The sequence below is a fragment of the uncultured Cyclobacterium sp. genome (assembly GCF_963976465.1).
In the GTDB taxonomy this organism is placed as follows: Bacteria; Bacteroidota; Bacteroidia; order Cytophagales; family Cyclobacteriaceae; genus Cyclobacterium.
Map to the genome: position 1 here is coordinate 1 of NZ_CAXBOC010000242.1, position 8,073 is coordinate 8,073.

Sequence of the window (8,073 nt, forward strand, 5' to 3'; positions counted from 1 at the left end):
AGATAGGTTCGTAATGAAACCTCGTTGGCATAAGGAGCCAATATTATTCGTACCGGAAAATCCCAAGAGGGGAGCTGCAATGAAATAAAGCCTTTATCTGATGCCACCACCTCAATGCCACTATCAAGCTTTCCGGTGGGGATAATGCTGTCATATCTGCTGTAAAAAAATATGCCCATCTCCCTGGCCAAAGGGTCCGGGGCTTCTATAAATTGGCTGCTATCATGATTGCCAGAGATGGCAACCACCGGCCTTTGCCCATTTTGGGAAAGCTTTCGAAGTGTCTTGTACAGCAATTCGATGGATTCATGGCTGGGATTAAACCCATCAAATATATCTCCTGCAAGTAAAACCAAATCAACATCTTCTGAATTGGAAATGTCGATTATTTCTTCGAGGACAAGCTTTTGTTCTGCCAATCGGGAGGCTTCCTGAAGTCTTTTTCCCAAATGCCAATCGGCAGTATGTAAAATTTTGATTTGCTTCATTGTCTAAAATAATATGGTTAACCTATTGGGTTTTAAATGGGGCAAATGGTTGTCAATAGTTAAAGTTGGTAGGCCCATGCATTTACGGGAGCTTAAAATTTAACCTTTATCTGGTACTTGAAAAGCTTCAGTTTGGCTCATTTTTTTTCTGCCAATTAACTCCTTAATCTCTCATTTCAAAGGCAATGATTTCCTCCTGTTTTCTACTAATGCATTAAGAATTGAGAGAGTCATTTACATATTCCATAGATAAATTTACGTTAAAGACAGAGTAGGGCAAGGACATTTCTGTATTTTTGAAGGAATTTTCGCCTGATGAGGTCAAGGCCACTTACTTAAGTGGGATTTGATAATGCCTAAAATGAATGCGAGGCGTTCTGCCCAATAGGTAAAAATCACTTCTCTAAATCTTGGTGGAACAATTGTTGTAAGTAAATACATTATGAAAAGAATTTTGGCTGTAGGCCTTGTGCTTGTCATTGGCTTCCAAAGCATCTCATGGGCACAATCTCCATTCACCTACCCGGACTCCCTTTTGGTTATACAAGAAGGAGTTGCCAGTTATTATGGTGCTCGATTTCATGATCGTCGGACAGCGAATGGAGAAATTTACAATATGTGGGAATTTACCGCGGCCCACAAGCACTTGCCTTTTGGAACCTTGGTGAAGGTGACCAATCAAAAGAACGGTTTGCAGGCAATTGTAAGGATTAATGACCGCTTGCCGCAGAACTCTAAACGAATAATTGACCTTTCCAAAGGGGTAGCCCAGCATTTAGACATGGTAAATGATGGGATCGTTCCTGTGAAACTTTCGCTATTAAGTGCTTCGGCTGTAGAATGGTTGAGAGACCAATACAATACTGTGCCGCAAGATATTCGCCTGAGGAGTTATTATCCTGAAATAAGCGTTCAGAAGGATGAGCAAGAACTTGCTAAAATTAAAAAGAAAGTATTTTGACTGTTCGCGTATAAGTTTTTGACCGAGCAAAGCCCTTCAGATAAACAGTTAAAGGCTGTGGGGTTATGGAAAGGCGAAGAGAGAAAACAAGCATAGCCAATATGTGGATAATGACTCGAGTTTATGGTTTAAATTGGATAGAAATGCTTAGGTAAAAGGCTTTTTATATTTTTTAATGCTGTTCGGTTTATGTTATGGTCGTTGCATTATATTGTTTACTTTTGGTGACTTAAAATCCCTTTAAATTAGCATTGTTATGAGTAAAGTGAGAGCTAAAAAACATTTAGGCCAACATTTTCTTAAAGACTTAAGTGTTGCAGAGAAAATAGCCGGAGCACTTACTGGGCATATGGGTACCAATGTAGTGTTAGAAATTGGACCGGGGATGGGCGTGCTAACTGATTTTTTGTTGGAGAAGAATTGGGATTTACACCTGATAGAAATAGATAAAGAATCTATCCATTTTCTTGAGAAAAAATATGAGCCGGATACACTTACCATCATTGAAGGGGACTTCTTGAATTATTATTTCAAGGATAAGTTAGCGGGGCCTCATGCGATTATTGGCAATTTCCCTTACAATATTTCCAGTCAAATATTTTTTAAAGTATTGGAAAAGAGAGAGCTGGTGACAGAAGTAGTAGGGATGTTGCAGAAAGAGGTGGCGGAAAGGATGACTGCGAAAAAAGGAAACAAGACCTATGGTATTTTAAGTGTTTTGTTACAAGCTTATTATGATGTTGAATATTTATTTACGGTGCCACCGGAAGTATTTGACCCTCCTCCCAAAGTGAACAGCGGTGTGATCCGCATTAGCCGAAACAATGTAGAGAAGTTGGATTGTGATGAAAAGCTGTTTTTCAGACTTGTCAAGCAGGCTTTTAGTACCAGAAGGAAAACCTTAAGAAATGCTTTGAAACCAATGGGCCTTTCAGATGAATTTAAAGCATTACCAATATTAGACTTAAGGGCCGAGCAACTGGGAGTAGATGAATTTGTTCTTTTAACCCAACAAATAGAAACATCTTGGAAGAATTAAACTCATTTGAGCTATCCAAGGAATACCTGGAGGCGCTCAGGGAAAATATAGAAAGTGAAAATGTAGCCTTTATTCAGGAGTCCATGTTGGACATCAATAAAGCAGATGTTGCTGCGATATTGGATGAGTTGGACATGATGGAAGCCCTATTTGTCTTAAGGGCTTTGGATCCTGATTTTTCTGCGGACATTCTCAATGAGCTGGATGAGGATCCACAATACAAAGTAATTAAGGCCATGCCCCCTGAGGAATTGGCGACTTTGATAGATCATATGGACTCAGATGATGCGGTGGATATACTCAATCAACTGGTAGTCAATGATCGGGAAGCGGTGATTAGCCATCTTGAGGTCAAAGAAAAGTCCTTATACATCATTGAGTTACTTCGGTATGACGAGGACAGCGCTGGTGGTTTGATGGCCAAAGAGATCATAAAGGCCAACCTTAACTGGACGGTGGTACAAACCATCGATGAGATTAGGAGACAGGCAGAAAACGTCGAAAAGATCTTCAGCATCTATGTGGTAGACAATAAGGAACAGTTACTTGGAAGGGTTGCCCTGAAAAAGTTGATCTTAGCCTCCTCAAATACCAAGGTGGCTGATGTGTATGAAGAAAACATCATATCTGTTCCCACCTATATGGAAGGTGAGGAGGTGGCCGAAATCATGAGAAAATATGATTTAGAGGCTGTCCCTGTGGTGAATGTGAAAAACAAACTGGTAGGACGAATTACTGTAGATGATATTCTAGACCTGATAAGAGACCAGGCGGAAGAGGATATTCAGGCGATGACAGGTTTCTCAGACGATGTGGAGGAATCCGATTCTGTGTACCGACTGTCAAGAGCAAGATTGCCATGGCTATTGATTGGAATGGTTGGCGGACTATTAGGGGCAGGATTTATCGGCTTCTTTGAAGAAGGGCTAAATGCTGTAACAGCTTTGGCATTTTTTATCCCACTCATAACGGCCACAGGTGGTAATGTAGGCATTCAGTCCTCTACTCTAATCGTCCAGAGTTTGGCGAATCGTTCCGTATTTGAAGATAGCCTGACAAAACGTTTGCTAAAAGTGCTTTTAGTGGCCGTGTTGAATGGACTAGTTTTGGCTTTGTTTGTTATGGGAACGGTGGTTTTTTTATATGATAAGGAGGTTAAGTTTGGCTTGGTGGTAAGTATCGCTTTGTTCAGTGTAGTTTTGCTTGCCTCATTTATGGGAACCCTGACACCGATAATTTTAGATAAGTTGGGGATAAATCCAGCCATGGCATCCGGGCCATTTATTACCACGGCCAATGACCTGATGGGTTTAGCCGTTTACTTTATGGTTGCTACATTATTGTTGAATCTTTAATACATACATGAAAATTTTAATCATTGACCTCATGCATGAGAGCATAGTACCTCTTTTGGAAGAAAAAGGGCATGAGGTGCATTATAGACCTGAAATCGATAGAGAAGGTATTCTCCAAATTCTTTCCGACTACCAAGGGCTGGTAATCCGTTCCAAAACCCCTATAGACAGGGACTTATTGGAAAAAGGGGCGCAATTAAAATTTGTTGCCAGGGCAGGGGCAGGTTTGGATAATATTGACCTGGACTATTTGGAGCAAAATTCCATAGCTCTCTATTCAGCTCCTGAAGGCAATCGAGATGCGGTGGCAGAGCATGCTCTTGGTATGCTCCTGGCTTTGTTTAATCACTATATACAGTCAGATCAACAGGTAAGGAAAGGTGTTTGGGACAGAGAGGGGAATAGAGGAGTGGAGCTGTGTGGTAAAACTGTAGGGATATTTGGCTATGGCAATATGGGGGCGGCTTTTGCTCAGCGACTCAAGGGCTTTGGTGTGAAAATACTTGCCTATGATAAATACAAAAAGGGCTTCGGCGATGAAAATGTACAGGAATGCAGCTTTGAAACCATTCAAGCGCAAGCGGATATATTGAGTATTCATGTGCCGTTGACCGAAGAGACCAGGGCTTTTTTTTCACCTGAGGTGATTCAAGGTTTCAAGAAGCCTTTTTATTTGATCAATACAGCCCGTGGTGAGGTTATCTCTGTCAAGACATTGATACAGGAACTTCGGAGTGGAAAAATAAAAGGAGCTGCTTTGGATGTATTGGAAAAGGAAAAGCTCAAAAGCTTGACACCAATGGAGCGCGCCTCTTTTGAGGAGCTGACCACATTCAAGCAAGTCCTTTTTTCGCCGCATGTAGCAGGGTGGACCAATGAGTCTTACCGGAAGATAAATGAGGTTTTAGTAGCTAAAATTGCCGGTCAATGGAAGGGTTAGTGTCTTAATAAAAGATAGTTAAATTGTAAAATATGAATTCTTATTTTATCTTTGCGTATAGAAAATAATGGAAGCATATGGAAACGGTCTCAAGGTTGAGGCCGTTATTTTATTTAATAAGAGGCTAACAATTAATAAATATGGGAAGCATACAGTATTATACAGAAGAAGGATTGCGGAAGCTCAAAGATGAGCTTCAGTTCCTAAAGACCAAGGGCAGAACAGACATTGCCAAGCAAATTGCGGAAGCCAGAGATAAGGGTGATTTGAGTGAAAATGCAGAATATGATGCAGCCAAAGATGCTCAGGGGCATTTGGAATTGAAGATTGCCAAACTGGAAAACGTCATTGGTAATGCCAGGGTATTGGACAACTCCAAAATGGATACGTCTAAGGTAGGTATTCTATGCACTGTAAAAATAAAAAATGTAAAAAATGGCATGACAGTTTCCTATACTTTGGTTTCTGAGGAAGAAGCTGATCTTAAACAAAATAAGATTTCCTCAGCATCTCCCTTTGGTAAAGGCCTTTTGGGAAAGAAAGTCGGAGATATTGCTCAAATCCAAGCCCCTGCCGGTTTGGTAGAATTTGAAGTGCTTGAAATAAGCATATAATTTTTTAATCCCGGTTGCGATGCATCGGGATTTTTTTGTGATCAATCATTAACTTCCTTACTTATGCCTTCTATTTTCACAAAGATTATCAACAGAGAAATCCCGGCACATATCGTTGCTGAGGATGAGCAACATATTGCTTTTTTAGACATCATGCCCTTGGTAAAAGGCCACGTATTGGTGGTGACCAAGGAAGAAGTAGATTATATCTATGACCTAGATGATGAATTGTATGCTAGTCTTCACCTTTTTGCCAAGAAAGTAGCCAAAGCCCAGGAATCGGTCATCAAATGTACCCGAATAGGTGTCGCCGTAATAGGCTTGGAGGTGCCTCATGTACATATTCATTTGGTGCCTCTAAGGAGCATGGATGATATTAATTTTAGCAGGCCGAAACTTAAATTGGAAAAAGAGGAAATGGAAGAAATAGCCTCAAAAATTAAGCAAGCTTTCGATAAAGCGAATTAAAACCTTCCTCTATCCCGGTGGCTGAGCGGAGCCAAAGCCTTAGGGTGACGAATTCGAAATTACCTACCCCTTCCGCTCGTGGTCAGGTTACCTTGCCACCAAGCCCATTGGATTTACTTTTGGACTGACTCAATATTAAATTTGGAATGCAAAAAGCTGTTCTGAAAACTCAAATTCCCCCTTTAAAAAAAAGTGGGATTTAGGTTTTTCAGGAATTAGGAATAGGTTCTTGATTTAACACTTTAACAGCTCATTAAAATATTTTCATTCTAGCCTTAAAATAACTTTTATGAAACTCCCCCTTTTAAGGGGGCAAGGGGGATTTTTTTGAAAACGTACCAAGTATTAAATTGTAATAATAGATTTAGATTCCTTCTTAAATAAGTTTACAAATTAATGTTAAAATACTGCAATTGGCTCTATTTTACAATTGAGTTCAGTTTAGCATCTTTTTACTTCACCATTGCGTTTATTTCCTTCATCCTTGTCAGTTTTTACTGCAAAGCTGAACCTAAAAACACCAATATTTAACCAAAAAGCCGAAAACTTCCACTTATTAACTTCAATTCCCCACTTCCGAACCGCTCGCTTTCATATAAAAACCTGACAGGAGGAGTTCCGTAGTCCCCTTACCCACTTCCGAAGTACCCCAAATCGTTTTCGAGATCAGCATTTTATGGTAAAAATGTCAGTCTTTTTATCTATTATTCAAAATGTTGTCATTTTTTAGTGGAAATCTTCAGTTTTGAGGTGAAAAGCCCCACTTCTGAACTCCAACGTTTGAGTTCAAAACCTCAAGCTTGTCAGTTTTAAGTCCACCTACCTATTTGCGAAGTGGGGGAGGTGACTTTTTAGGTGGATAGAGGTACTTATTAAGTACCCCTATTTGGGAAAGATCTCATTGCTTCCCTCACAGATAGGTGCCAAAACTTTTTACAAAGCCTTAGGCTTACTTATTGGGCAGAGGAAGTGAAATGGAAATATGAATCCGCTGATACAAACTGTACAAATCCCTCTTTCAACAAAGGGGGATTTTTTACGTGAAATGTAAACCTAAAGTAGTATTTAAATTTTAATAGGTAAACTTTTTTTAGGACAAGTATCCATTACTTATAAATCCCGAATTGCTCAAATATTTCGCCCCTGCAGGGCTTAGGTTGCAATACTGATTTTCTACACAGGGCTTCACCCTGTGCTATTGTATTTGTCCCTTTCAGGGCCGGGATTGATTTGTAGGAGTTTGTGCTTAACCACCTTGGATTTTTAGTTGAAAATGAACATATAAAAGGGATATTTTTCATTTAGCCCTGAAAGGGCATAGTAACTTAGCACAGGGTGTCAGCCCTGTGGAAATAGGTGAAAATTTTAAATCCTGAGCCCTGAAAGGGTGGCAATCTCAGTTTGTCCTTTTCAGGATCCGGATAATTTCGGCTAAGATTCAAATTATTGAGAGATAAAAAAATAAATCCATCTTTTTCATATTAACTATTTAGTAAATTTCATACTAACTTATTTGTATTTTAAAACCTAAAAAAGTAATTTGAATAGAATTAATTATGTTTTATCCTAAATAACCATCTTATGATTACGAAAAATGCAGTTTCTATTCAATTTCCGGAAGCGGATCTTCGGGCCGTAAAAGAAGCTTTGGCCACCTTGAAAACCATCCTTGGTCCACAGCTGATTGCACTTAGCCCATCCGAGCGTCAAACAGTACCCAAAATGAGTGATGGTACCCTTCCCTTTGTGGAAAAGGTAATGGATTATGCCCAATCTGACAGTCAGTTTTTACCTCCTTACGTTGATTTGCAAGAATTGGAGAAAGACTGGTTGGCTGTAAAAGAGCTGATGCCGCTGCTAAGAGATTTGCAGCAGTTGGAAAGCAATCTAAACGATACCCTGATGATGGCAGGCTCAGAGGCCTATGTGGGAGCGCTCAGTTATTACAATTCCGTGAAGTATGGTGCCAAAGTAAATGCTGCTGATGCCAAGGTGATTTATGAAGACCTGAAACAAAGATTTGATAAATCAGCAAATAGGGCATCCAATTGAACTGAAACCTAAAAATGAAAAGTTGCTTATGTCACCTACAACAAGTTGATAGGTACAGTCGGGATGTTTCAGGCTGTACCTATTTTTTTGCCTTATTTTGCTTCAACCCGAAATATGCAATAGACAATCTATTACGTGCTGAAATCGCTTCAAAAT

Annotated in this window: 8 protein-coding genes; 7 read left to right on the plus strand and 1 reads right to left on the minus strand. The window is 39.7% G+C overall.

What is annotated here, in order from left to right; genetic code table 11:
- On the minus strand, positions 1-488 hold a 488-nt coding region (gene sbcD / locus AAC037_RS14010; RefSeq protein WP_339903571.1), incomplete at its 3' end, for an exonuclease subunit SbcD.
- A 442-nt stretch (positions 489-930) separates the two neighbouring features.
- Here sbcD and AAC037_RS14015 point away from each other — a divergent pair.
- The 7 genes from AAC037_RS14015 to AAC037_RS14045 all read left to right on the plus strand — a co-directional run bounded on the left by AAC037_RS14015 (position 931) and on the right by AAC037_RS14045 (position 7,917).
- On the plus strand, positions 931-1,449 hold the full coding sequence (locus tag AAC037_RS14015; RefSeq protein WP_339903572.1) for a septal ring lytic transglycosylase RlpA family protein: 519 nt from the start codon (positions 931-933) through the stop codon (positions 1,447-1,449).
- Positions 1,450-1,705: 256 nt separating this feature from the next.
- Complete coding sequence (gene rsmA, locus AAC037_RS14020; RefSeq protein ID WP_339903573.1) at positions 1,706-2,488, plus strand: 16S rRNA (adenine(1518)-N(6)/adenine(1519)-N(6))-dimethyltransferase RsmA; 783 nt, start codon at positions 1,706-1,708, stop codon at positions 2,486-2,488.
- Positions 2,476-3,843 (plus strand): magnesium transporter, encoded by a 1,368-nt coding sequence (mgtE, locus tag AAC037_RS14025; RefSeq protein ID WP_339903574.1) that lies wholly within the window; start codon positions 2,476-2,478, stop codon positions 3,841-3,843. The genes rsmA and mgtE overlap by 13 nt, the downstream gene beginning before the upstream one ends.
- A 7-nt stretch (positions 3,844-3,850) precedes the next feature.
- Complete coding sequence (locus tag AAC037_RS14030) at positions 3,851-4,783, plus strand: 2-hydroxyacid dehydrogenase (protein WP_339903575.1); 933 nt, start codon at positions 3,851-3,853, stop codon at positions 4,781-4,783.
- 140 nt (positions 4,784-4,923) lie between these two features.
- Positions 4,924-5,397 (plus strand): transcription elongation factor GreA, encoded by a 474-nt coding sequence (gene greA, locus AAC037_RS14035; protein WP_014019090.1) that lies wholly within the window; start codon positions 4,924-4,926, stop codon positions 5,395-5,397.
- Positions 5,398-5,460: 63 nt separating this feature from the next.
- Positions 5,461-5,865: an HIT family protein gene (locus AAC037_RS14040; protein WP_339903576.1), complete on the plus strand. Its 405-nt coding sequence runs from the start codon at positions 5,461-5,463 to the stop codon at positions 5,863-5,865.
- Between the two features lie 1,581 nt (positions 5,866-7,446).
- Complete coding sequence (locus AAC037_RS14045; RefSeq protein ID WP_339903577.1) at positions 7,447-7,917, plus strand: hypothetical protein; 471 nt, start codon at positions 7,447-7,449, stop codon at positions 7,915-7,917.
- Positions 7,918-8,073 lie beyond the last annotated feature (156 nt).

Excerpts from the sequence above, each read along its gene's own strand:
- AAC037_RS14015 (WP_339903572.1), top strand. The coding sequence starts at position 931 with ATGAAAAGAATTTTGGCTGTAGGCCTTGTGCTTGTCATTGGCTTCCAA.
- rsmA (WP_339903573.1), top strand. The coding sequence starts at position 1,706 with ATGAGTAAAGTGAGAGCTAAAAAACATTTAGGCCAACATTTTCTTAAA.
- AAC037_RS14030 (WP_339903575.1), top strand. The coding sequence starts at position 3,851 with ATGAAAATTTTAATCATTGACCTCATGCATGAGAGCATAGTACCTCTT.
- greA (WP_014019090.1), top strand. The coding sequence starts at position 4,924 with ATGGGAAGCATACAGTATTATACAGAAGAAGGATTGCGGAAGCTCAAA.
- AAC037_RS14040 (WP_339903576.1), top strand. The coding sequence starts at position 5,461 with ATGCCTTCTATTTTCACAAAGATTATCAACAGAGAAATCCCGGCACAT.
- AAC037_RS14045 (WP_339903577.1), top strand. The coding sequence starts at position 7,447 with ATGATTACGAAAAATGCAGTTTCTATTCAATTTCCGGAAGCGGATCTT.